21 protein-coding genes are annotated in these 22465 nt (G+C 65.4%); 15 read left to right on the top strand and 6 right to left on the bottom strand.

What is annotated here, in order from left to right; all coding sequences use genetic code 11:
* Positions 1–143: 143 nt before the first annotated feature.
* A complete protein-coding gene (gene aceA, locus LH400_RS09215) occupies positions 144–1451 on the bottom strand; it encodes an isocitrate lyase (RefSeq protein ID WP_229152378.1) in 1308 nt (435 codons plus the stop codon).
* Between the two features lie 405 nt (positions 1452–1856).
* On the opposite strand from aceA, the gene LH400_RS09210 reads away from it, so the two are divergent.
* The 9 genes from LH400_RS09210 to LH400_RS09170 all read left to right on the top strand — a co-directional run bounded on the left by LH400_RS09210 (position 1857) and on the right by LH400_RS09170 (position 9636).
* On the top strand, positions 1857–2000 hold the full coding sequence (locus tag LH400_RS09210) for a hypothetical protein (RefSeq protein ID WP_229152377.1): 144 nt from the start codon (positions 1857–1859) through the stop codon (positions 1998–2000).
* An 85-nt stretch (positions 2001–2085) separates the two neighbouring features.
* Positions 2086–3507: a helix-turn-helix domain-containing protein gene (locus tag LH400_RS09205; protein ID WP_229152376.1), complete on the top strand. Its 1422-nt coding sequence runs from the start codon at positions 2086–2088 to the stop codon at positions 3505–3507.
* Between the two features lie 160 nt (positions 3508–3667).
* Positions 3668–4462: an aspartyl/asparaginyl beta-hydroxylase domain-containing protein gene (locus LH400_RS09200; protein WP_229152375.1), complete on the top strand. Its 795-nt coding sequence runs from the start codon at positions 3668–3670 to the stop codon at positions 4460–4462.
* A gap of 23 nt (positions 4463–4485) precedes the next feature.
* A complete protein-coding gene (locus LH400_RS09195) occupies positions 4486–4710 on the top strand; it encodes a hypothetical protein (protein WP_229152374.1) in 225 nt (74 codons plus the stop codon).
* Between the two features lie 76 nt (positions 4711–4786).
* On the top strand, positions 4787–5299 hold the full coding sequence (locus tag LH400_RS09190; protein ID WP_229152373.1) for a GNAT family N-acetyltransferase: 513 nt from the start codon (positions 4787–4789) through the stop codon (positions 5297–5299).
* Positions 5300–5432: 133 nt separating this feature from the next.
* Complete coding sequence (locus tag LH400_RS09185) at positions 5433–6524, top strand: polyamine ABC transporter substrate-binding protein (RefSeq protein ID WP_370638362.1); 1092 nt, start codon at positions 5433–5435, stop codon at positions 6522–6524.
* 178 nt (positions 6525–6702) lie between these two features.
* Positions 6703–7854 carry an ABC transporter ATP-binding protein gene (locus LH400_RS09180; RefSeq protein WP_229152372.1) on the top strand — a complete coding sequence of 384 codons (1152 nt, stop codon included), beginning with the start codon at positions 6703–6705 and terminating at the stop codon, positions 7852–7854.
* A gap of 16 nt (positions 7855–7870) precedes the next feature.
* Positions 7871–8815, top strand: a complete 945-nt coding sequence (locus LH400_RS09175) for an ABC transporter permease subunit (RefSeq protein ID WP_229152371.1) — start codon at positions 7871–7873, stop codon at positions 8813–8815.
* Complete coding sequence (locus LH400_RS09170; RefSeq protein WP_229152370.1) at positions 8812–9636, top strand: ABC transporter permease; 825 nt, start codon at positions 8812–8814, stop codon at positions 9634–9636. Before LH400_RS09175 ends, LH400_RS09170 begins: the two co-directional genes overlap by 4 nt.
* Before the next feature lie 33 nt (positions 9637–9669).
* On the opposite strand, the gene LH400_RS09165 is transcribed toward LH400_RS09170, so the two are convergent.
* Positions 9670–10899 (bottom strand): hypothetical protein, encoded by a 1230-nt coding sequence (locus tag LH400_RS09165; protein WP_229152369.1) that lies wholly within the window; start codon positions 10897–10899, stop codon positions 9670–9672.
* Positions 10900–10963: 64 nt separating this feature from the next.
* Positions 10964–12820 carry an AsmA family protein gene (locus tag LH400_RS26335; RefSeq protein ID WP_229152368.1) on the bottom strand — a complete coding sequence of 619 codons (1857 nt, stop codon included), beginning with the start codon at positions 12818–12820 and terminating at the stop codon, positions 10964–10966.
* Between the two features lie 158 nt (positions 12821–12978).
* Here LH400_RS26335 and LH400_RS09155 point away from each other — a divergent pair, with 158 nt between their 5' ends.
* Complete coding sequence (locus tag LH400_RS09155; protein WP_229152367.1) at positions 12979–14937, top strand: acetoacetate--CoA ligase; 1959 nt, start codon at positions 12979–12981, stop codon at positions 14935–14937.
* A gap of 229 nt (positions 14938–15166) precedes the next feature.
* Here the strand turns inward: LH400_RS09155 and LH400_RS09150 are convergent, their stop codons facing one another.
* The 3 genes from LH400_RS09150 to LH400_RS09140 all read right to left on the bottom strand — a co-directional run bounded on the left by LH400_RS09150 (position 15167) and on the right by LH400_RS09140 (position 18570).
* Positions 15167–15892: a hypothetical protein gene (locus LH400_RS09150; protein WP_229152366.1), complete on the bottom strand. Its 726-nt coding sequence runs from the start codon at positions 15890–15892 to the stop codon at positions 15167–15169.
* Between the two features lie 99 nt (positions 15893–15991).
* Positions 15992–18169: a pyrroloquinoline quinone-dependent dehydrogenase gene (locus tag LH400_RS09145; RefSeq protein WP_229152365.1), complete on the bottom strand. Its 2178-nt coding sequence runs from the start codon at positions 18167–18169 to the stop codon at positions 15992–15994.
* 2 nt (positions 18170–18171) lie between these two features.
* A complete protein-coding gene (locus LH400_RS09140; protein WP_229152364.1) occupies positions 18172–18570 on the bottom strand; it encodes a hypothetical protein in 399 nt (132 codons plus the stop codon).
* Positions 18571–19030: 460 nt separating this feature from the next.
* Here LH400_RS09140 and LH400_RS09135 point away from each other — a divergent pair, with 460 nt between their 5' ends.
* From LH400_RS09135 to LH400_RS09115, 5 genes are all read left to right on the top strand, one after another.
* The gene (locus LH400_RS09135; protein ID WP_229152363.1) at positions 19031–19399 is read left to right on the top strand and encodes a hypothetical protein; all 369 of its coding nucleotides are present in this window, start codon (positions 19031–19033) and stop codon (positions 19397–19399) included.
* A 612-nt stretch (positions 19400–20011) separates the two neighbouring features.
* Positions 20012–20389 carry a PH domain-containing protein gene (locus LH400_RS09130; RefSeq protein ID WP_229152362.1) on the top strand — a complete coding sequence of 126 codons (378 nt, stop codon included), beginning with the start codon at positions 20012–20014 and terminating at the stop codon, positions 20387–20389.
* Between the two features lie 226 nt (positions 20390–20615).
* A complete protein-coding gene (locus LH400_RS09125) occupies positions 20616–21122 on the top strand; it encodes a GNAT family N-acetyltransferase (protein ID WP_229152361.1) in 507 nt (168 codons plus the stop codon).
* A gap of 332 nt (positions 21123–21454) precedes the next feature.
* A complete protein-coding gene (ppa, locus tag LH400_RS09120; RefSeq protein ID WP_229152360.1) occupies positions 21455–21991 on the top strand; it encodes an inorganic diphosphatase in 537 nt (178 codons plus the stop codon).
* A gap of 254 nt (positions 21992–22245) precedes the next feature.
* Entirely contained in the window at positions 22246–22395 is a 150-nt protein-coding gene (locus LH400_RS09115) for a YjiS-like domain-containing protein (RefSeq protein WP_229152359.1), read from the top strand.
* Positions 22396–22465: the final 70 nt, after the last annotated feature.

The raw sequence follows: 22465 nt of genomic DNA, 5'->3' as shown, positions 1-22465 counted from the left end.
GCTTCTGCGAAGCGTCCGGTCGCTGTCGGTTTTCAGGGGCCGGGCGGCCTCTCCCAAAGGCGCTGCCCGGCCCGGACGCGACGGGAGCTTTCGGCCCGTCGCGCCAAGCGTCGCTGAAGATCGCCGAAACGAGCGGGGGATCGCTACTCGGCGGCGACGCTCATCTGCGGATCGGTCTTGAACTGCGCGCTCTCCGTGGATTCGCCCATCGCCGTCGTCGATGACGAGCCACCGGTGATCGCCATGGAGACGGCGTCGAAATAGCCGGTGCCGACCTCGCGCTGGTGGCGCGTCGCGGTGAAGCCGTCGCGCTCGGCAGCGAACTCGGCCTCCTGCAGCTCCGAATAGGCCGCCATCTGCCGCTCCCGATAACCCTTGGCGAGCGAGAACATGCCGTAGTTCAGCTGGTGGAAGCCGGCGAGCGTGATGAACTGGAACTTGTAGCCCATCGCGCCGAGTTCGCGCTGGAACTTGGCGATCGTCGCGTCGTCGAGGTTCTTCTTCCAGTTGAAGGAGGGCGAGCAGTTGTAGGCGAGCAACTGGTTCGGATGCTCCTTCTTCACGGCCTCGGCAAAGCGCCGCGCCTGGTCGAGGTCGGGCTTCGACGTCTCGCACCAGATGAGGTCGGAATGGGGCGCATAAGCAATGGCGCGCGCAATGCAGGGCTCGATGCCGTTCTTCACCCGGTAGAAGCCCTCGGGCGTGCGGCCCGCGTCATAGTCGACGAAGGGCCGGTCGCGCTCGTCGATGTCAGACGTCAGAAGCTTGGCCGCCTCGGCGTCGGTTCTGGCGACGACCAGGGTCGGCACACCCATGACGTCGGCGGCGAGTCGCGCGGCCGACAGGTTGCGGATATGCGCCTGGGTCGGGATCAGCACCTTGCCGCCGAGATGGCCACACTTCTTCTCCGAGGCGAGCTGGTCCTCGAAATGGACGCCCGCCGCGCCGGCCTCGATATAGGCCTTCATCAGTTCGAACGCGTTGAGCGGACCGCCGAAGCCGGCCTCTGCGTCGGCGACGATCGGCGCGAACCAGGTGTCGACTGAAAGGCCCTTGCCCTCGGCGGTCTCGATCTGGTCGGCGCGCTGCAGCGTCCGGTTGATGCGGCGGCAGAGTTCCGGCCCGGCATTGGCCGGATAGAGCGACTGGTCGGGATACATCGCCGAGGCGGTGTTGGAATCGGCCGCGACCTGCCAGCCGGAGAGATAGATCGCCTTGAGGCCGGCGCGCACCTGCTGCATCGCCTGATTGCCGGTCATGGCGCCGAGCGAATTGACGAAGTCCTCCGAATGGATGAGCTGCCACAGCCGGTTGGCGCCGTTTTCTGCCAGGGTGTAGCGGATTTGCACGCTGCCCCTGAGGCGCTTGACGTCCTCGACCGAATAGTTGCGCTCAAGATCGTCGAAGCGGCCTTCCGGCGCGGAGGGAACAAGATTGTAAAAATCGGTCATGGCGCATTGTCCTTCTGTCCTGGTCTTCACCGGGGCCGGCTGGCGTCGCTGCCGTCCTGCCCGAGCGCTGCAAGCAATTTGGCAGTTTGCAGTCGTTGGGCGAAGGGAGAACCGAAACGTCAGAGGCTCAATTCGGGTCGGCTTGTCTTGTCTTTGACCGATCGCGGCTGTAATCTTGTGAAGATTGTAAAAGGCGGGCGGACAATCGGTTCGGCCGGTCCCGGCGCTTGCTTCACGTGCTTCGACAGCCGGCCGGCTGTCGGCTCGTTCAGAAAGTTCTCACGATGTCGGAAGATTTTCTCGACGCGCGCGTAACAGCCTCGAAACATTCGCGAAATTTCAACCCGCTAGAACGATCCTGGCACTTCCACTCAAGGCGCACGAACCCAAAGACGGGAGAGCGCCATGCCGATCGTAGCGACCATGAAGATGAAGAAGATCCTTTTCGCGGTTTCCGAGTTCCTCTGGCCCACCTACCAGCCGGAGCGCCACTATATGCGCGGCCCGGGCCCGGCCTGTGCGCGCAAGATGAAGATTCGCATCGCCTGAGGCTAGCCGCTCCGCCGAGCCCATCCCGCAGAACCGCGGGAACCCGGACGACGTCGCTCGTTCCACCCTGGTGGGTGCCGGGCTGATGGCCGAGAACAAGATCTTCGCCGGGCCGCGCATCCGCCGCATCCGCAACGGCCTCGGCCTCACCCAGACGGCGATGGCCGAGGAACTCGGCATCTCGCCCTCCTATCTCAACCTCATCGAGCGCAACCAGCGGCCGCTGACGGTACAGCTGATCCTGAAACTGTCGGAGACCTACGAGATCGATCTCGCCGATCTTCAGGGCGGCCGGCAGCAGGGCGCCTTCTCCGACCTGAAGGCGGTGTTCTCCGATCCGCTGATCTCCGGCGAACTGCCAGGGGATCAGGAACTCGTCGAGATCGCAGATGCCGCGCCGAACGCTGCCGCCGGCATCTCCAAGCTCTACCGCGCCTATCGCGAGCAGCAGGGCCGGCTCTCCGACCTCTCCGACCTCCTGGCGCGGGAGGGGCGTTGGGCCGGTCCCGCGGCGACGCGGCTGCCGATCGACGAGGTCCGCGACGTTTTCGAGACCCGGCCGAACTTCTTCGCCGCAATCGATACGGCAAGCGAAAAGCTCCACCGCGACCTCGAGCCCGGCGACGATTTGATGGCCGCGCTTCGCACCTGGCTGCGCAAAACGCATGAGGTCTCTGTCCGGGTGCTGCCGGTGCAGACCATGCCGCTGTGGCGCCGGCGCTTCGACCGCCACTCGCGGCGGCTGTTCCTGTCCGAGCGGCTGACGCCGGCCGACCGGCTGCGCGAGACGGCGATGGAGGTCTGCCTCCTGGCCTTTCCCGATCTCGTGGCCGCGGAGGTGGAGAGCTTCGCCTTCACCAGTGCCGAGGCGAGGCGGCTCGCCCGATTCGAACTCCTGCGCTACGCCGCGCACGCGCTGATGATGCCCTACGGTGCCTTCCAGGCCGCCGCCGAGCGCGCGGCCTACGACATCGACGTCCTCAGGGGCCGGTTCCAGGTTTCCTTCGAGCAGGCCGCCAACCGCCTGACCTCGCTGCAGCGGCAGGGCGCGCCGGGCGTGCCGTTCTTCATGCTGGAGGTCGACAATGCCGGCAATCGGTTCCGCCGCGCCGGCGCAAGGGGATTTCCGGTGCAGCGCTTCGGAGGCGGGTGCCCGAAGCTGCCGATCCACGCCGCCTTCGCCCAGCCGGGCCAGATCCTGGTCGAGACGGCGGAGATGCCGGACGGCGCGGAGTTCCTTTTGATCGCGCGCACGCTGGAAGGGCTCCAGGCCGGGTTCGAGGAGCGGCCGCGCCGGACCGCCATCCTGATCGGCTGCGACATCGCCTTCCGGGAAGAGACCGTCTACGGCCGGCATCTCGGCGCCCGGCCTGCGGTGACGAGGATCGGTCCGGCCTGCCGCCTGTGCGAGCGGCAGGGCTGTCTTGCGCGGGCCGAGCCGCCGCTGACACGCCCGCTAGGCCTCGACGAGATGGTGACGGGGCTTTCGGCGTTTGACTTCCAGTGAGGCGCGGCCCACATCGGCTTCAGAGTGGGGCAATGCCGGCGATCCTCCTGTCACGAAACGGTCATGGGCTTCATCCGGAGAGGATGTCGCGGTATCGCTTTGTCCCGATGATAAGCGAGCGGGCCAGGATCGCTCCGGCAGACCGAAGAAGCGAAGAGTTATGGACAAGAGCGTCAGTCAGCAGAAACTGAAGACCGAGGGACTGGAGGACACGCTGACCCGGCCGGGTCTTGCCGCGCGCACGATCCAGCGCCTCGTCGACGGCGCGGAAAGCCTCAATCTCAAGCATTCGGCCGTGGGTAATCCGCCGGTTTTTCCGACAGACGCTTTCCCCTGGGCCCGTGAGATTGAAGCCGAGTGGAGACTGATTCGCGCCGAGCTCGATCAGATCCTGGTGCGCAAGGGCGAACTACCGGCATTTCACGAGATCTCCTCGGAAGTGCGCTCGATCTCGTCCGACAACAACTGGAAGACCTTCTTCCTGTGCGGCTACGGCATCAAGTCGGAGGCTGCGATCCGCCAGTGCCCGGAGACCTGGCGCATCCTGCAGAAGATTCCGGGCCTCAAGTCTGCGATGTTCTCGATTTTTGAGCCGGGAAAGCACCTGCCGGCGCACCGCGGTCCCTACAACGGCGTGCTGCGCTTCCACCTCGGTCTGATCGTTCCGCCGGAGCCCGACAAGATCGCCATCCGGGTCGACGACCAGGTCTGCCATTGGGAAGAGGGCAAGGCGCTGATCTTCGACGACGCCTACGAGCACGAGGCCTGGAACCACTCCGACAAGGTCCGCGTGGTTCTGTTCGTCGACTTCGAGAAGCCGCTCAACTTCCCGGCGCGCCTGACCAACAGGGCCGTTCTCAACATGGCGGTATTCACGCCATTCATCCGCGAGGGCTACAAGGCCCACAAGGCCTGGGAGAAGCTGTTCTACGGCGAGGGCACCAAGCATCGCTGAGCGTGAGGACGGGATAGAGGCCGATGAGCGAGGGCGAAAGGGAGCGTCTGAAGCTGACGGCAAATTTCCTCAACATCGTCGGAGCGGGAACTCTCGTGACAGGCGGAATCGCACCGCTGCTCGGGTCAATCTTTGGCACCGCCCCTGTCGACCTCGCAACCGCGGTGCTTGGTTGGGCGATTTGTCTGCTTCTCGGTTCCAGCCTACATTTGGTGGGTCGGTTTTTTCTGAAGAGGCTCGACCGATGACTGACTACGAGCTGTTCGCGTTCTTCGTCGCGCCGGCGGGCATGGTGCTCATGGCGGCCGTGCTGGCATGGTGGGCGTGGCACTACCCTTGAATCCGGTCGGCTTCTGGCGCCCGATGCGGCAGGATGATCTGCCCGCCGTTGGTGGTCTCGCAGCGCGGGCCCATCCGGACCTTCCCGAGGATGACGCCGTCTTCGCCGAGCGCCTCGCGCTCTTTCCGGAGGGGGCGCTGATCCTCGCCGCGGGCGACAGGGTCGCTGGCTATGCCGTCGGCCATCCCTTCCATTGTGCGGGTCCTCCAAAGCTGAACACGCTGCTCGGGGCGCTTCCGGCCCGGCCGGACTGTCTCTACATCCACGACATCGTGGTCGCTCCCGAGCTTCGCGGGCAGGGGCTTGCGGCCGGCGGGGTCGAGGCGCTCCTCAACCTCGCGGAGCCATATCCTGCGACGACGCTTGTTTCGGTCTACGGAACGGCCGCGTTCTGGACGCGCTTCGGCTTTGAGGACGCCTCCGACCGCATGGCACCGGATGTGCTCGCGGGCTACGGCCCGGACGCGCGGTGGATGGTGCGGGTGACGCGCGCTTAGGCAGTGCCGCTTTTTATCGCCGCTGGCCGTCGCTGCGGGCTAGGAATTGCGACCCCGATGCCGCTATGCTCGACAGGCAAGGGGTGTCTGGAATGGCTGCCGGACGATACGAGCAGAGGGGGAATTGCCGAGGATGATGCGCGTTCTTACTGGATTTTGCGCGGGTTTGGCCGTGTTCGCGACGACGAGCGCCTTCGCCGAGGACAAGGTCGTCAACGTTTACAACTGGTCGGACTATATCGACGATTCGATCCTGACGGACTTCACCAAGGAAACCGGCATCAAGGTCGTCTACGACGTCTATGATTCCAACGAGATGCTGGAGACCAAGCTGCTGGCCGGCGGCACCGGCTACGACGTCGTGGTTCCCTCTGCGGAATATCTCGCGCGGCAGATCCAGGCCGGCGTGTTCCAGAAGCTCGACAAGTCGAAGCTGACCAATCTCGACAACATGTGGGACGTGATCCAGAAGCGCGTCGCCCAATACGATCCGGACAATGCCTATTCGGTCAACTACATGTGGGGCACGACCGGCATCGGCTACAACGTCAAGAAGGTCGAGACCGCGCTGCCGAACGCGCCGGTAGACTCCTGGGCGCTGGTCTTCGACCCGAAGAACGCGGAAAAGCTCGCCAGCTGCGGCATCGACTTCCTGGATGCCCCGGCGGAGATCATCCCCGCCGCCCTGAAATATCTCGGGCTCGACCCCGATAGCCGCGATCCCGCCGATATCCAGAAGGCCGAGGACATGCTCCTCAAGGTCCGGCCCTACATCCGCAAGTTCCACTCCTCGGAATACATCAATGGCCTCGCCAATGGCGACATCTGCGTCGCGATCGGCTACTCGGGCGACGTGTTCCAGGCCCGCGACCGGGCCGCGGAGGCCAAGCAGGGGGTCGAGATCAAGTATTCGATCCCGCGGGAAGGCGCGATGATGTGGTTCGACCAGCTCGCCATGCCGGCGGACGCGCCGCATCCCGATGCCGGCCTTCAGTTCATCAACTACCTGATGCGGCCGGAAGTGATCGCCAAGGCGACCAATGTCGTCGTCTACGCCAACGGCAACAAGGCGTCGCAGAAGTTCGTCGATCCGAAGATCCTGAACGATCCGGCCGTCTATCCGAACGCGGAGACGCTGGACAAGCTCTTTACCAAGAAGCCGTACGACGCGCGCTCGACGCGGCTCGTCACCCGCGCCTTCACCACGGTGAAGACCGGCCAGTAAACGAGACCGGGCTGGTTCCCGGCCGCTGGAGCAGGATGGGATGAGGTTCGGCCGTTTCCTGGCACGCGCCTCTCTTGTCCGCACGATCGTTTCGGAGACGCGGTTTCTTCGTCTCCGGATCATGCTCTGACGGCGCCGGGAGCCTCCGACGGTCGGCTTTCAACGGGCAGGTTGCGCCATGGCGCTGGCGACAAAATCCTTCGGCAATATCCGGCGCACCTTCGAGCCGTGGAACGACGCTGCGCAGAAGCCGCTGGTCGAGTTCGACGGCATCACCAAGGTCTTCGGTGAGTTCACCGCGGTCGACGATCTGTCGCTGCCGATCTTCACGCGTGAGTTCTTCGCGCTGCTGGGCCCCTCCGGCTGCGGCAAGTCGACGCTGCTGCGCATGCTCGCCGGCTTCGAGGAGCCGACGCGGGGCGACCTGAGGCTCGACGGGGCGAGCCTCATCGGCGTGCCGCCGCACCGGAGGCCGGTGAACATGATGTTCCAGTCATATGCGCTGTTTCCGCATATGAGCGTCGAGGCCAATGTCGCGTTCGGCCTGAGGCAGGACCGTATGGCGCGCTCGGAAATCCGCGACCGGGTCGCCGAGATGCTGAAGCTCGTCAAGCTGGAACCCTTCGCCAAGCGCAAGCCGCAACAGCTCTCCGGCGGTCAGCAGCAGCGCGTGGCGCTGGCCCGCTCGCTCGCCAAGCGCCCGAAGGTCCTGCTTCTGGACGAGCCGCTCGGCGCGCTCGACAAGAAGCTGCGCGAGGAGACCCAGTTCGAGCTGATGGACCTCCAGCAGGATCTCGGCCTGACCTTCCTGATCGTGACGCACGATCAGGAAGAGGCGATGGTGATGTCGGACCGGATTGCGGTGATGCGCGAGGGCCGGATCGTCCAGGTGGCGACGCCGGCGGTGATTTATGAAGCGCCCGAAACACGTTACGTGGCGGACTTCATCGGCAATGTGAACATCCTCGAAGGAACCGTCGAGAGCGAGCGAAACGGGCTGACGCGGATCGCCGCGGCGGGCACCATCGTCGAGGTCGAGGGGGCGGCGAGTCTTACAGCAGGCAGCCCGGCCTTCTTCGCCATCCGCCCGGAGAAGATGCGGATCAGCCGCAAGGCGCCGGCCCGCTCCGACGTCAATGCGATGAAGGGCGAGGTCTGGGACATCGCCTATCTCGGCGACGTCACCCTGTTCAACGTCAAGCTTGCATCCGGCGACATCCTGCGCGCCACGACGATCAATGCCTCGCGCAGCATTGAGGAACCGATCGGCTGGGACGAGGAGGTATGGCTGTCCTTCGCGCCGGATGCCGGCGTCGTGCTGGTGCGGTGAAGCGGAGGGGGCCGGGATGAGCGAGGCGTCGGTGAAGAGCGCAGAGGACCGTGACGAACCGCGGAGCGACCGCTCGGGCGGCATCTACCGGCGGCTGGTGATCTCTCTGCCCTATCTCTGGCTGCTCGCCTTCTTCCTGGTGCCGTTCCTGATCGTCCTCAAGATCTCGCTTTCGGAGACGGCGATCGCGCTGCCGCCCTACAGGCCGGTCTTCACCTTCGACAGCATCTCGGGGTTTTTCAGCAATCTGAGCGAACTCGATCTCGGCAGCTATCTCTGGCTCGCCGGCGACCCGCTCTATCTCAATTCCTACCTGTCGAGCCTCTTCATCGCGGGGGGCTCGACACTTCTGACGCTTTTGATCGGATACCCCTTCGCCTATGGCATGGCGCGGGCGCCGCGGGCGCTGCGGCCGATCCTCCTGATGCTGACGATCCTGCCGTTCTGGACGAGCTTCCTGATCCGCGTCTACGCCTGGATCGGCATCCTGAAGAACGAGGGGCTGCTCAACCAGCTTCTCCTCTGGCTCGGGGTGATCTCCGCGCCGCTGACCATCCTGAACACCAATTCCGCCGTCTATATCGGCATCGTCTATTCCTACCTGCCGTTCATGGTGCTGCCGATCTATGCGAGCCTGGAACGCATGGACGGGTCGCTGCTCGAGGCTGCGAACGATCTCGGTTGCCCGCCGATGAAGGCGTTCTGGGCCATCACCTTTCCCTTGTCGCTGCCCGGCGTCCTCGCCGGCGTCTTCCTGGTCTTCATTCCGGCGGTGGGCGAATTCGTCATTCCGGACCTTCTCGGCGGCTCGCGCACGCTGATGATCGGCAAGACGCTCTGGAACGAGTTCTTCAACAATCGCGACTGGCCGGTCTCCTCGGCTGTCGCCGTGGTGCTTCTGCTCGTACTGGTCCTGCCGATCGTCCTCTTTCAGCGCGCACAGGCGAGGAATGCGCTGTGAGGAGGTCCTGGAGCCCGTTCAATATCACGTCCGTCGTCGCGGGCTTCGCGTTCCTCTATCTGCCGATCGTCCTCCTCGTCATCTACTCGTTCAACGGGTCGCGGCTGGTGACGGTCTGGGGTGGGTTCTCGACCAAATGGTACGGCGAACTCCTGCGCGACCAGGCGGTCCTCGATGCCGCCTGGGTAACGCTGCGGGTCGCGGTGATCTCGGCCAGCGTCGCCACGGTGCTCGGCACGCTGGCGGCGACGGCGCTCGTGCGCTTTGCCGACTTCCGCGGCCGGCTCCTGTTTTCCGGCATGGTCTACGCGCCGCTCGTCATGCCGGACGTGATCATGGGGCTCGCGCTGCTGCTGCTGTTCGTGGCTGTGGATCTCGATCGCGGGTTCTGGACCGTCGTTCTTGCCCACATCACCTTTTCGATGTGTTTCGTCGCGGTCGTGGTGCAGTCGCGGCTGGTCAGCTTCGACCGCTCGCTGGAAGAGGCCGCGCGAGATCTCGGCTGCCCGCCCTGGAAGACCTTCTTCCTGATCACGCTGCCGGTGATCTGGCCCGCCGTCGCGGCCGGTTGGATGCTGGCCTTCACTCTGTCGCTGGACGATCTCGTGATCGCAAGCTTCACCTCCGGACCGGGCGCTACGACCCTGCCGATGAAGATCTACAGCCAGGTGCGGCTCGGTGTGACCCCGGAGATCAACGCCGTCTGCACCATTCTGATCGCGATCGTCTCGCTGGGCGTCGCCCTTGCGGCAATCGTCACCAAGCGACGCGAGGTCCAGAAGGCGCGGGACGAGCGGATGGCCGCGGCCGGCTCGAGCTGATCGAGAGCCGGCCTCGCTGTTCTGGCCGCTTGCCTACTGTGCAGCGCAGTCGCAACTGGCCTTGCGGGCGTCTTCGATGGCATCGAGCGTCGCACCGATCGCGTGCAGGACGGAGCCGTCTTCGTCGCTGGGCCTATTTTCAAGATAGTCGAGCGCCTCGATGTCCGAAAAGGCGGCGACGAGCGTTCTGCGAACCAGCGGGTCACGGATCGGCGTCCCGGCGCCGACGATGAGCGGTTTGACGGCCGCAAGCTTGACCAGGACCGGGCGCGGTGCGGCTTCGATGGCCCCTGTCGTATCAGGTTCGGTCTGGTCGTCCTTCGCGACGTCGCCGGGGGGCGCCGGACGCTCCGCCTCGATCTCTGCGGACCGAGCGAGGAAGCCCGCCGCTTCGGCGGCCTTCACGAGCCGTTCGAGTGCCCCGATCCGGTCTCCTTCGGTCTCGAGAGCGATCGGCTTCGGCGGAGCGAGGGGCGGGAGCCCGGGATCTCCGCCGGCATCATTGAGCGATCCGGCAGGGCTTCCCGACGCTGTCTCGCCCACCGACGCCGTGCGGGAGGCGTCCGCGGCGGACGTCTCTCCCGTCTGGGCCCCCATGGGTCTGCCGATGTCAGCGGAGGGGCGCAGCCCGGACATCGGATCGTCGGCGGGGCGAAGGCGCGGCGCAAATCTCGGGATCGGCACCGGCCGCATGGCTTCGAGGGCCGCACGGATCGAGGTCTCGGCGGCTGTGCGCTGAGCGGCGACCAGCGCCTTGGTCCTGTCGGGACTGCCGCCGACGCGGGCAAGATAGGACCTCAGGGTCGACAGATATCCGGGAACGCCGCCGCACAGATAGGGGGTCTGCTCCTGCGAGAGATAATCGCCGAGCTCGCTGGCGATGCGGTCGACGATCCAGCGGTCGTCGCTGGAAGCCGACCAGACGGGCCGGCCGCGCGACTTGGCGAGCCGATTGGCCTCGATCAGCGCCAGCCTTTCTTCGCTGCCGCGCTGGCGGAATGGCGGGGTGAATAGAAGGGTGCCCGGCAGGCGGTCGTCGGCCTTGTGCGTGTCGGCCTTCGCGCCCTTGATCGTCTGGTAGACGCCGCCGCGAACCGCTTGGAGCGCGTCGTGGTAGCGGCCGGCGCAGGCGGAAGATCCCTGTTCGGCCGGGCTCGCGGCAAAAGCTGGCGCGCCGGCCGTCGAGACCATGGCTCCGGCAAGCGTGGCTGTCATCGACAGGACGAGGAGGAGAGACGACTGGGGCGCTGAGCGTCTGGGCATCGGCGAGGGCTTCCGTTCGAATCCGAAATGGGCCGGACCCGCGGCTGCAGGTCCTGACGGCCCGTTATTTCGTCTCGTCCGACGGTTCGGTCTCGACGTCGGGATCGGGCCACTGGCCGTGCATGGTAAAGCGCACCGGTTTCGCTGCGGTGAATTCGCTGGTGGTGGAAGCCGTCTGCGGAGGATTCGCATCGTAGGTGCCGCGGATGGCGACGGCGTTCGTCTGGGCGTAGTAGTCGCCCCAGGCGTTCAGGACGCCGCTGTCGTTGGCGATCGTCACCTCGCGCAGCCGCAGCCGCGACCCGCGCATCGACACCTCCGCGTTCAGGCGGTCGAATGGGACCTTCGCGCCGATCGAGCCGTCCATCAGCCGGCGCGCACCCGGCTTCGCGAAGACCTGCGGGTCGAACCCGGCGACCGCGCCGTCGCGCACCTTGATCCGCGCGTCGCAGTCGATGTCGCGGATGATCGAGGCCCAGTCCTTCGCGGGAGCCTCCAGCGTGGCGGTGATGTTGGACTTTCCGGAGACTATCAGGCTGTCAGCCGAAAGCGTCTGAAACATCTGCGCCGTGTCGACGTCGGTGAGGGCCGCAGTGCCGTACACCAGCGGATGCATGCCGCGGCCGTCGAGATTGAGGACGGCCTGGCCGCGACCGCCGAAGACGGCCGCATCGCCGACATCGATCTTGGCGATCCCGTCGCCAAGGGTGACGACCGCCGCGACGTCGCTCAGCGGGATCCGACCAAGGCTGGCCTGACCGGCCGAGAGACGAATGTCGAGATTGACCGCGTCGGCGAAGGAAACGTCGAGCGGGCGCTCCATGTCGATCAGGTCCTTCGGGAGCGGCGCGATCGAGCGGCCGAAAGGATCGAGGTCCAGCCGGTCGAAGGCCAGCGTCCCGGCCACGACGGGCGCCGCATCGGTGAGCTTCGCCTCCAGGGCGCCGCGCCCGGTGCTTCCGGCGATGGTCAGGGCGACATTGGCGAGATTGGCGCTCCGGCCGCGCAGGAGCAGGTCGCCGTCGATGGCGACGGCGCCGAGATCAGGCACCCGGCCGTTCGGATTGCCGATCCATTCTATGCCGCGGCTGAAGGACGAGCTCGCAAGCTTGATATGGCCGGTGATTCCGGTGTTCTCCATCAGGCTCGCCGTGCCGGAAAATCCGGCTTCGAGCGGCGGGGCCTGCATGTGGAACTCGATGCCGCTCTCCTCGCCGGCGATCAGCGCTTCAGGCGAGGCGATCTTCATGTCCAGATCGGTCGGCTGCCCGTTCCAGATGAACGAGCCGGACAGGTTGATCGCCGCGCCTTCCGACGACTGCGTCACCGTCAGATTGGCATTGCTGAAGCCCGAGGGCCCGCCGGTGTCGGACAGGGCGGGGCGATAGACGCCGTCGCGGATTTCGAAGATCTGCAGGCCCTTCATCCGGCCGAGGACATTGCCCACGGCCTCGCGCAGCCGGGCAAGGCCGGCTGAATCGGGATCGGCAAGAGCGATGTCGCCAAAGGCGGAGTCGGGCCTCAGCGCCGGCCGGATCAGCACCAGGCGCGACAGGCGCGGCTGTCCCCACAGGGCATCGAGCGGGTCGAGATCGGCGACGATCTGGTCGATGTCGAAGCCGTTGCCGCGGCCGATGCGCACCCGTTCGACCACGAGACGCGTGCGCGGCAGCAGCGAAAACCGGATGGGCCCGTCGATCGACACGTTCTGGCCGATCAGCGTCTCCAGCCGGGCGATCACGGTCGCCTTGGCGGCCGATTGGCTGAGGCTGAGCTTGGGAACGAACGCGATCGCGGCGGCAAGAACGACGAGGAGAACGATCCCACTGACGACAAGGCGCGGGCGCTGGATGAACGGCATCAGGCGGCGCATCCGGCCCGACAGCGCTTCCCGCCATGTGAGATAGGCCTCGCTCGCCACCAAGTCTCCTCGTCGAATCGGCTTCCGTCCACATGCCGGCATAGCAGGAAGCCATGACAGTGGCCCACCGCCCGGTCAAACAGCGCAAGTCCGAGCCTCGTTGCCAATGTCCCACCTCTATGGCACCACCAAGGCGGCCGGCATCAGGAGACGCGATAATGGGCGGAAAGCTGCTCTGGACCCCGAGCGAAGCATATGTCGAGGCGCAGCCACTGACCCGGTTTGCGAGGGCGGCGGCCGACCTCTCCGGCCAGTCCTTCCCCGACTATGCGACGCTGCATCGCTGGTCCATCGAGGATCGCGCCGGATTCTGGTCCGCGGTCTGGGATTTCTGCGGTGTCGTCGGCGAGAAGGGGGACGAGGCCCTTCTCGACGCGGGGTCGATGCGGGCCGATCGGTTCTTTCCGCGGGCGCGGCTGAATTTCGCCGAAAACCTTCTTGGCCGGCCGGGCAGGGGCGATGGGGATGCGATCGTCTTTCGCGGCGAAGACAAGGTCGCGCGCCGGCTCTCCTGGGACGAGCTGACGGCGCTGGTCTCGCGCTTCGCCCAGGCCTTCCGGGCCGAAGGCGTCGGCGCAGGCGACCGGATCGCGGCGATGATGCCGAACATGCCGGAGACGATCGCGGCGATGCTCGCCTGCGCCTCGATCGGCGCGGTCTGGTCGTCCTGCTCGCCCGATTTTGGCGAGCGCGGTGTCCTCGACCGCTTCGGCCAGATCGAGCCGAAGCTCCTGATCACCTGCGACGGCTACTACTATGCCGGCAAAACCATCGACATCGCCGATAAGCTCGCACCGATCGCCGAGAAGCTGAAGGTTGGGCGAACGATCATCGCGCCATATCTGGGCAAGGCCGGGGCGGTCGCCGGCAGGGTCTCGAACGGTGTCGCATTGGAGGATTTTCTTCGGCCATTCGAGCCCGCCGAGCTCGAGTTCGAGCGGCTGCCCTTCCGCCACCCGCTCTACATCCTGTTTTCCTCGGGCACGACGGGCGTTCCCAAATGCATCGTCCATTCGGCCGGCGGCACGCTGATCCAGCATCTGAAGGAACATCAGCTCCATTGCGGGATCGAGCCGGGCGCTCGCGTCTTCTATTTCACCACCTGCGGCTGGATGATGTGGAACTGGCTGGTCTCCGGCCTCGCCTCCGGCGCGACGCTTCTGCTCTACGACGGCTCGCCCTTCCACCCGCGCCCGGAAGTGATCTTCGACTTCATGGCCGAGGAGAAGGCAACCTTCTTCGGCACCAGTGCCAAATTCATCGACACGGCGCGCAAGACCGGCGTGAAGCCGATCGACACGCACGATCTCTCCTCGGTCCGAGTGATCGCATCGACCGGCTCGCCGCTGTCGCCCGAGAGCTTCGACTATGTCTACGAGGCGGTGAAACCCGACGTCCATCTCGCCTCGGTCTCGGGCGGCACCGACATCGTCTCCTGCTTCGTCCTCGGCGTGCCCTGGCTGCCGGTCTACGAGGGCGAGATCCAGGGACCGGGCCTCGGCATGGCGGTCGACGTCTGGAATGCCGAAGGCTGCCCCGTGCGTGGAGAAAAGGGCGATCTCGTCTGCACCAAGGCGTTTCCTTCCATGCCGGTCGAGTTCTTCAACGATCCCGGCGGCGAACGCTATGAGGGCGCCTATTTCGCCGAGTTCCCCGGCATCTGGGCGCATGGCGACTTCGCCGAATGGACCGAGCATGGCGGCATCGTCATCCACGGACGCTCGGACGCGACGCTGAATCCCCAGGGTGTCAGGATCGGCACCGCAGAAATCTACAATATCGTCGAACAATTCCCGGAGGTCGCCGAAGCCATCTGCATCGGCCAGAGCTGGGAGGGTGACGTGCGCGTCCTGCTCTTCGTCAGGCTCGCTGGCGGCACCGAGTTTTCCGATGACCTCGTGACCCGCATCAAGCAGGCGATCCGCACCGGCGCCTCGCCCCGCCACGTGCCGGCGAAAATCCTTGCGGTGAAGGACATCCCCCGCACGAAGTCCGGCAAGATCACCGAGCTGGCCGTGCGGGAGGTGGTCGAGGGCCGACCGGTGAAGAACAAGGAGGCGCTGGCCAATCCCGAGGCGCTGAGGGAATTCGAGGGGCGGGGGGAGCTTTCCAGCTGAGACCGGCGGCGTGCGGAAAACCCTCTGGAGCGCAAGTGGTAACGACGACGAGCCGCAGGCTCAGGCGTCGAAGTTTGACTTGCTCCGACAGAGGGTGAGCCGGTCGACCACCAGTTGATTGGGGCGTGACCGGTGTTGGCGTCTAGTCTACGCAGTCCCCTACTGGCCGACCGCAAGCTCACCTCGCACGCGAATTGTCCGCGCGAGGTGAGCCGCCGCTTCAGAGAACTTACTGCGTCGTGCGCTCGCCCTGCATTCCCCGAGCTTCCTCGACGGCTGCGAGACAGGCTGTCTCGTCACCGGACGCGAGAGCATTTTGCGCACGCTGGACCGCCTGATCGTAGCCGCTCCCCGACGCACTGGCCGTCTCGGACGTATTGCCGGCATTCCCACCGGTGCCCTGACCGCTCGCGGCTGCCGCTGTCTTCTGGCCCGACTGCTGGGCGTTGACGTCCTGACCGGACATTGCGACGTTCGGTTCGCCCTGGCCTTGTCCGCTCGCCATCGGCATCGTCTGGCCGTCCTTGGAGACGCTGCCTGCGCTGGCAGTATCCGATCCACTGGTCGTCGTGCCTTGCGCCGACGCCGAGGACTGGTCGCTCGACATCCCGCCCTGTTCGCCTGAGCTATTGGCCGAAGCGGGCGCGTCGGCATCGCCTGGGCTTTCGAGCGGGGCGAGGGTCCCATCCTTGGAAATATTGGCGGACTTCTGATCTGCGGCGGCCGCCGAACCACCCGAGGTCTTGCCGGTCTCGAAATTCGTCGTCGTGCCCTGCGCGGCGGCAGAGGCATCCGCGGAACCGGACGTGCCGCCCTCAGTGGTCTGAGTGACGGAGGACGTCGTCGTGCTGTCGGACGTCAGGTTCGCGAGTTCGGCGCGGCAATCTGCCGACGCTGCGGTCACCGGGAGGCTGCAAAGCGCCGCACCAGCAAGAAGGACGGAAAGACGTTTCATATCCCAGATCTCTCTTTTTATTGGTGCCCGAGAGAAAACGCCGGGAGACGCCGCCGGTTCCGGCAACGTCTTGATCGCAAGAAGTAAATCGTTTGCCCGCTACTCAGGCAAAGCGTAGGTCACCACCTGGTCCGCCACCTTCGGCAGCAGGATCGTGTTGCCGCCGACGACGAAGGTCACGTATTGCCGGCCCTTGTATGTGTAGACGGCAGGCATGGAGACAGCTGGCGCGTCGACCAGCGTCTTCCACAGGACCTTGCCGGTCTTCAGGTCGAGCGCCCGCACGCGCGAGTCCATCGATGCGCCGATGAAGATCAGCCCCGATTTGGTGATCACCGGCGCCCCGATCGTCACCGAGCCCCAGGATTCCGGCATGTAGAAGCCGTATTTCTGTACTTGGCCGAAGGGCTCGTTCCAGAGGCGGTCGCCGGTCTTCAGGTCATAGGCCGCGATCGTCCCGTATGGCGGGTTCCAGCAGGGCATGCCCGCCCAGTTGAGGAAGGTCTCCAGCTTGAAAGCGTAGTCGGCATCTCCCTGGGCGTAATAGCCGGAAGTCTCGCCCTCCTGGCTCTTCTGCTGGAACTCGTCGCGCGGGATGAGCGTGTAGATCTGCACGACGGAGTTGGAGTTGACGACGTAGATGCCGGTGTTCGGATCGACGGCGCCGCCGCCCCATTGCGAGCCGCCCGTCGTGGGCGGATAGGCGATGGTGCCCTGGAGGCTCGGCGGCGTGAACGGGCCGTCATAGCGGTAGCTCGCCGCCCGCTTGCTGCATTCGCCGAAGCCCACCCAATCGGCAAGCGTCGACACACCCGGCCATTCGTCGGGGATCACGCGCTGCGGCTTGGCGACATAGGGCTGTGTCGGCGAAGCCTCTTCGCCCGGAACGTCCGAGGCCGGGACAGGGCGCTCCTCGATCGGATAGACAGGCTCGCCCGTCTCCCGGTTGAGGACATAGAGAAAGCCCTGCTTGGAGGTCTGGACGAGGGCCGGGATGGTCTGGCCGTCCTTCTGGATGTCGACTAGCGTCGGCGGCGCGTCGGTATCGTAGTCCCAGATGTCGTGATGGACGAGCTGGCGGCTCCAGATCACCTTGCCGGTGTCGGTGTCCAGTGCCGTGACCGAGGTCGCGAGAGGGAGTTTCTCCTTGCGCGCCCCGCCGTAATAGTTCGGGCTCGGGGAGGAGACCGGGATGTAGAGAATCCCGCGCTCGGGGTCGATCGACATCGAGGCCCAGACATTGGCCGTGCCGGTGCGGGAGATGACCTCGTTGGGCAAGGCGTGGAACATCCACTTCAGCTTGCCGCTCCGAGCATCCAGGGCGAAGACGGTGCCCGGAGGCGCCGCGCTGTTGGTCCAGTCCTTGCCGGCCCATCCGAGGAACAGCGTGTCGTGATAGACCGTCGCCGCCTGAAGAAGCGACAGCGGCCATTTGTCGTTGATCGTGTTCCACTGGTTGACGTCGACCATGCCGCCCTTGCCGAAGCTGTCGCAGGGCTTGCCGGTGTCTGCATCGACGCCGTAGAGCTTGGCGTCCATCGTGCCGATATAGACGATCTTCTGGCATGCCTCGCCGCTCTTGGGATCGTCCGACTGCCAATAGGCGACGCCGCGATTCTTCATGGCCGGCTGCGTCAGGGCCTCGAGCTTGGCGTGCGGGTCGAAACTCCATTTCTCCTTGCCGGTGTCCGGTGCTAGGGCGATGATCCGGTAGAAGGGCGTGCCGATATAGAGCGTATCGTTGACGAAGAGCGGGGTCGCCGACCAGACCGTGGTCGGGATGTCGCCCGAGCCGTCCGAGACGTCGCCGGTGTGATATTCCCAGACCTTTTCTAGGTTTTGTACGTTGTCCGGCGTGATCTGGTCGGCGGGCGAATATTTCTGTGCCATGAGGTCGCCGTTGAACGTCGTCCAGCTCTGCGGCGACTGCATCCAGGCGTCGGGCCCCTTCTTTGCCGGTTGGGCGCTCGCCTCGACGGCTGCAGCACCGCCAGTATCTTCGGTGGCCGCAGCAGGCGTCTCGACCGTGGCGCCGCCCTTGGTCTCGGTCGTCGTCGTCTGCGGCTCGGCGCGCTTCTGATCCTGTGGCTCGGACGACCCGGCCGCTGCCTCTCCCTGGTTCTCCTGCTGCGGCGAAGTGATACCCGGCGCCTCGCCACCGCTCTGGCTGGCGGGCGCGTCGGTTCCGGCCGGCGGACTGTCCTGTGCGATTGCGGTCGTGAGGGAACTCGACAGGAGCAGAAGGACTGTCAGTGCCGTGCGGGTGTCATGCAACATGGTTACGCGGCCCTTGCTTTCATGGTGTCGGTCGGATCCGGACGCGGGGAGGGGTCGACGAAGAGATGGACGAGCCAGCCGATCAGTCCGACGACCATGGCCCCGAGCAGAATGTTGGCTTCGAGGAAGTAGGCGGCGAGGCCCGTGCCGATCAGGTCGAGAAGGGCGAGGAAGCTTAGCAGGCCGCCGAGCCAGCGGGGGCGACTGCGCACGAATGCAACGATCAGCGCGGCCACGAGGAGCAGCGTCGTTGATGCGAGAACGAGATAGGCACCGAAGCTGAAGGCGATGCCATTGCCCGGGTTGAAGGCGTTGACGGCGGCAACGATCAAGCCGACGAGCGCGGACAGGACCAGGAGCCAGGCACCGTAGGCCATGGCTCTTGCGGGTCTCTCTGGCATGGGAGGAACTCCAGCTATTTTTGCAGCTGCTCTGCGACTTAGCGCCTGCGAATTGTGCAACGAGGCCGCTTTTCCGTAGCCGGCAACACAATGCCGACATTGTACGACTGTCGGCCTTCCGCGCCCTGCGGGCGTCGCCCTTCTGCAACCATTTTCGGACGAGACGCTTTCGACCGAAGGTGTCGATTGCGTCGTTGCGGCACCCATCCTATGGATTTGGCACTCCGGCCCGGAGGCGGCGCGGGGAGGGACACGTCTCGAGATGTCGTCAAGAGCATCCCGACCAGAGCAAGTGGGGATCCGTGCGCACACCGCGCGCCCGCACTGCCGCATCGGCCTACGGGATGGCCGGCGAACGGCTGTTTCGGCGGCCCTCGCATTAGCCCTGACGATCCCGCTGGCCTCCTGCGGTCAGGCGCCGCAATGGACCATTCCCTCGGTCAGCCTTCCGCCTCTGGAAATGCCGGACATCGACCTGACGAGCCTTTGGCCGGGCGGGGAGGAGGAGGTCCTCGCTCCGACCTCGCCCCATGTCCTTACGGCAGCCGAGACAGCCGCCGTGCGGCAGGCGGTCCGGGCCGCCTTTCCCGAAGAATGGCAGGTGACCTTCCTCGGCTCGCATGCGGGGCGGACCGAACAGGGGGCGGTCGCGGTCTGCGGCATCGTGACCGCCGCGCAGGACGGCGCATCCAGCAGCTATCCGTTCCGCGTCGTGAGCGTCTCACCGAACGCGGGACCGAACCCTGAATTCCGGCTGCGGCAGCTGGGGCGCGATCGCAACGAACGTCTTGGGGTCTATGTCGACTGCAACACGCTCGGCCTGGTCTGATCCGCGTCCGTTTTGCGCCACCAAACGTTTTCACGCCACGGCCCGATCCTGAGGGGAGCCGAATCTCCCACTGCAGGCGCAAGGGTCTTCCCCACCTTCCGGCGATTGGCCTCCGGCGGGCGATTGCCGTCAGGCCCTACGCCTGATCGGGCATCAGGTTCGGCGAGGCCATCCGTTCCACCCCGCCAAATGCTCCGCGGTCCAAGACGGAATGGGCGGAGGGAGTAGCCGCATCTGGCGGGACGGCCACGTCGAGGCCCGCCATTCCTGCCGCTGGCGCTGCGTCAGCGGCAGGAACGAAGGGGGGAGCACGGGTATCGCGTCGACGCTCTTCACAGCGGTGACGAGGCGGAAAGATCAAAGTCTAAGCTTTTTCCAAGGAAAGCCTTCACTCAGTCTGCGCGCGGGCCGGTGCGACTGCGAAGTTTCTGTGGGTGGCGGCCGTCGGCGCACCTGTTCGCCTCCCGCAGCACTGTCGGCCGCTGTAGAACGACCGGACCGGAAGGCGGGCTGACGGTTTCGCGCCGACGTGCCGCAACCACGCAGCTTTTGCAGGAGAAGGCCCCATTTCCCTGCACGCGCGCATTTTCGTCACCAGCAGGAGTTGATCCAATGGGATTGTTGTCCGGCCTTATCGGGCTCACCAGCGATGTCGACGTCGACCAAATCCGGTCTGATCTCGATCCGCTTCTGGTCTCGGACGAGACGATCGTGCTGGCGTTCCAGGTGGTGCGGGACGTGCTGGTCTTCACCGATCTCCGGCTGATCATCATCGACAAACAGGGGATGACGGGACGCAAGCGCCACATCCAGTCGATTCCCTACCGGTCGATCACCATGTTCTCGATCGAGACGGCCGGTCACTTCGACGTCGATTCGGAGATGACGCTGTGGATCAGCGGTCAGCCGCCGATCCAGCGCGAGCTGTCCCGGCGCGCCAACATCGCCGGTATCCAGCGGGCCTTGGCAGAAGGCGTGCTTTCCCGGTGAGGAGCGGGCGCCGTGCAGGAAGCATGCTCCCCTCGAAGAGCGGCTCTAGTTTCCTATGCCGTGACGGCCGCGCCGGCTGGTCGACGCCGACCGGGAGCCCCAATCCTCAAGGCCTCGGGGGATCTCGGGCGGCTGATCACGCAAAGTTGAACCCAAAGCGGGCGATGATAGGAAACTTTTTGCGCGCGCTGGCGGATCGGAAATCTTCTTCTATGGTTAACGAGCGATGACCACGATCGCCGCCGAGATTCGCTTTGCAGAACAGCGTGACGCCACCGCACTCGCGGCCGTGCACGAGGCAGCCTGGCGGGGCGCCTATGCCGGCATCATTCCGCACCGGTCACTGACCGCGATGATCGGCCGGCGACACACTGCGTGGTGGTCGAGAGCGATCCGAAGCGGGGCGGGGATCCTCGTGGTCGATTTTGGCGGCGAGACGGTCGGCTACGCGACCCTCGGCCGGAATAGGACTGCGGCAATCGCCGCGGAAGGCGAGATCTACGAGCTCTATCTCAAGCCCGCCTTTCAGGGCCTCGGCTTCGGACGGCGCCTGTTCGAGGCGGCCAGGAGCCTGCTCGGCGAGCGGGACCTGCGCGGCCTGGTGGTCTGGGCGCTGGCCGAGAACGACATGGCGCTCGGCTTCTACGAGCAACTCGGCGGCATGGAACGCGCCGAAGGTCGCGAATGCTTCGAGGGACGCTCGCTCCAGAAGATCGCCTTCGTCTGGAGCTGAATTCGCGCCCCGTCCTGTGGGGCCCCGTCCTGCAATCTTAACATCTGCCTTTCCTCGCCCGCTGGGCTTGTCCCTTGGGCGGGGGCAGACGGCTCTGTTGCGCGAAATAGGGGGAGCGGATAATGACCGCGCGTCCCCGTGGGGGCTTGCGGCGCACCTGGAAGAGACGGCGCGAACGCCGGGCGGCCAACCGGCCGGCATGTCGGTCCTACGCCCCGCGCAGGGTCGCCTGAGAGGGCGTTGCGAGCGCGGGCAGGCGTTTCTCCGGGAGCGTCGGCATCCGCCGTTTCAAGCCGACACGACCATTCATTACTGACCGAAGAGGATCTACCATGCGCATCGACGCCATCGCCCGCGGCAAGAACCCCCCGAACGATGTCAACGTCATCATCGAGGTGCCGGTCGGGGGCCAGCCGATCAAGTACGAGATGGACAAGGACGCCGGCTGTCTCGTCGTCGACCGCTTTCTGTACACACCGATGACGTATCCGGGGAATTATGGCTTCGTGCCGCACACCCTGTCCGATGACGGCGATCCGATCGACGTTCTGGTCTGCAACACCCGCCCGCTCTTCCCCGGCTGCGTGATCAACTGCCGGCCGATCGGTGTGCTCGTCATGGAAGACAACAGCGGCCAGGACGAGAAGGTCCTGGCGGTCCCGTCTCCCGAACTGACGCTGCGCTACGAAAAGGTCCACGAATACAGCGACCTGCCTGATATCACGCTGAAGCAGATCCAGCACTTCTTCGAGCATTACAAGGATCTGGAGCCCGGCAAGTGGGTCAAGATCGGCGATTGGGGCGACAGTTCGCGGGCGCGCGCGCTGATCACCGCGGCCATCGATCGCGCGAATAAGCAGAAGGCATAGGCTCATCCTGCACTACATTTGAGCACTGGGCAGGGCGCGGCAAAGCGGGCCGCGCTCTGCAGGGCGAGGGCGGTCTCGTCGACCGTTGCCGGATCGACCATTCTGCAGGCGATACCGGCGTTCACGATCGGTTAGCCATAGGGCGTTGCGGGGCATGCACCAATTGCACATCTGATGTGCAAAGACTGCTCTTCTTTTGCGCAGGTGCGAGGAATATCTGAGCGTCATCGCAATCCCGCACATGGACAATCACAATGTTCCGCCGCTTCGCCAACCGCATCAACTCCTTCCGCACCGTCCGCAACCACATCCGCGAGCTCCAGATGATGGACGACCGCGAACTCGCCGACATCGGCGTCGAGCGCGCCAGCATCTCCCGCGCTGTCCGTTACGGCCGCCGCTGAGTTCCGGCCGCTCGTCTCTTCGGCGAGCCACACATAGTCTGCCTGCCCGCCCTTTCTGAAGCGACGTCCT

Origin of the sequence: Jiella soli, from assembly GCF_020615385.1 — a bacterium.
GTDB lineage: Bacteria > Pseudomonadota > Alphaproteobacteria > Rhizobiales > Rhizobiaceae > VKMB-3413.
Note: the sequence above shows the minus strand (reverse complement) of the source record. Positions and strands in the feature narration are given on the sequence as shown.

Excerpts from the sequence above, each read along its gene's own strand:
- LH400_RS09165 (WP_229152369.1), bottom strand. The coding sequence starts at position 10,899 with ATGCCCAGACGCTCAGCGCCCCAGTCGTCTCTCCTCCTCGTCCTGTCG.
- LH400_RS09155 (WP_229152367.1), top strand. The coding sequence starts at position 12,979 with ATGGGCGGAAAGCTGCTCTGGACCCCGAGCGAAGCATATGTCGAGGCG.
- LH400_RS09185 (WP_370638362.1), top strand. The coding sequence starts at position 5,433 with ATGATGCGCGTTCTTACTGGATTTTGCGCGGGTTTGGCCGTGTTCGCG.
- LH400_RS09135 (WP_229152363.1), top strand. The coding sequence starts at position 19,031 with ATGCCGGACATCGACCTGACGAGCCTTTGGCCGGGCGGGGAGGAGGAG.
- LH400_RS09130 (WP_229152362.1), top strand. The coding sequence starts at position 20,012 with ATGGGATTGTTGTCCGGCCTTATCGGGCTCACCAGCGATGTCGACGTC.
- aceA (WP_229152378.1), bottom strand. The coding sequence starts at position 1,451 with ATGACCGATTTTTACAATCTTGTTCCCTCCGCGCCGGAAGGCCGCTTC.
- ppa (WP_229152360.1), top strand. The coding sequence starts at position 21,455 with ATGCGCATCGACGCCATCGCCCGCGGCAAGAACCCCCCGAACGATGTC.
- LH400_RS09210 (WP_229152377.1), top strand. The coding sequence starts at position 1,857 with ATGCCGATCGTAGCGACCATGAAGATGAAGAAGATCCTTTTCGCGGTT.
- LH400_RS09125 (WP_229152361.1), top strand. The coding sequence starts at position 20,616 with ATGACCACGATCGCCGCCGAGATTCGCTTTGCAGAACAGCGTGACGCC.
- LH400_RS09115 (WP_229152359.1), top strand. The coding sequence starts at position 22,246 with ATGTTCCGCCGCTTCGCCAACCGCATCAACTCCTTCCGCACCGTCCGC.
- LH400_RS09205 (WP_229152376.1), top strand. The coding sequence starts at position 2,086 with ATGGCCGAGAACAAGATCTTCGCCGGGCCGCGCATCCGCCGCATCCGC.
- LH400_RS09195 (WP_229152374.1), top strand. The coding sequence starts at position 4,486 with ATGAGCGAGGGCGAAAGGGAGCGTCTGAAGCTGACGGCAAATTTCCTC.
- LH400_RS09200 (WP_229152375.1), top strand. The coding sequence starts at position 3,668 with ATGGACAAGAGCGTCAGTCAGCAGAAACTGAAGACCGAGGGACTGGAG.
- LH400_RS09140 (WP_229152364.1), bottom strand. The coding sequence starts at position 18,570 with ATGCCAGAGAGACCCGCAAGAGCCATGGCCTACGGTGCCTGGCTCCTG.
- LH400_RS09150 (WP_229152366.1), bottom strand. The coding sequence starts at position 15,892 with ATGAAACGTCTTTCCGTCCTTCTTGCTGGTGCGGCGCTTTGCAGCCTC.
- LH400_RS09175 (WP_229152371.1), top strand. The coding sequence starts at position 7,871 with ATGAGCGAGGCGTCGGTGAAGAGCGCAGAGGACCGTGACGAACCGCGG.
- LH400_RS09145 (WP_229152365.1), bottom strand. The coding sequence starts at position 18,169 with ATGTTGCATGACACCCGCACGGCACTGACAGTCCTTCTGCTCCTGTCG.
- LH400_RS09180 (WP_229152372.1), top strand. The coding sequence starts at position 6,703 with ATGGCGCTGGCGACAAAATCCTTCGGCAATATCCGGCGCACCTTCGAG.